1 pseudogene is annotated in these 231 nt (G+C 61.5%); it reads right to left on the reverse strand.

Annotated features, from left to right (window positions below):
- Positions 1–231 (reverse strand): annotated as a pseudogene (locus AF337_RS07415) (beta-L-arabinofuranosidase domain-containing protein); the annotation flags it as partial.

Raw genomic sequence — 231 nt, forward strand, 5'->3', positions numbered from 1 at the left:
GTCGGCCCAGTCGCGATCGATCCTGATATATCCGTCCCGAAGATTGGCGTTGAGATCGAGCATCTCTCCGTTGACGCTGAGGGTTGCACCATCGGCCCAGTCCGGAATACGCAGCGACAGCGCAAACCTCGCCGGCTTCTCCAGCCTGGTGGTAAAGGCGATCGCACCCTCCCACGGATAGTTGGTGGTCTGCTCGAGCTCCACCTCGGCGCCATTGGCCAGCTTCAGTCG

The sequence above is a fragment of the Rhizobium ecuadorense genome, from assembly GCF_001187535.1.
GTDB lineage: Bacteria > Pseudomonadota > Alphaproteobacteria > Rhizobiales > Rhizobiaceae > Rhizobium > Rhizobium ecuadorense.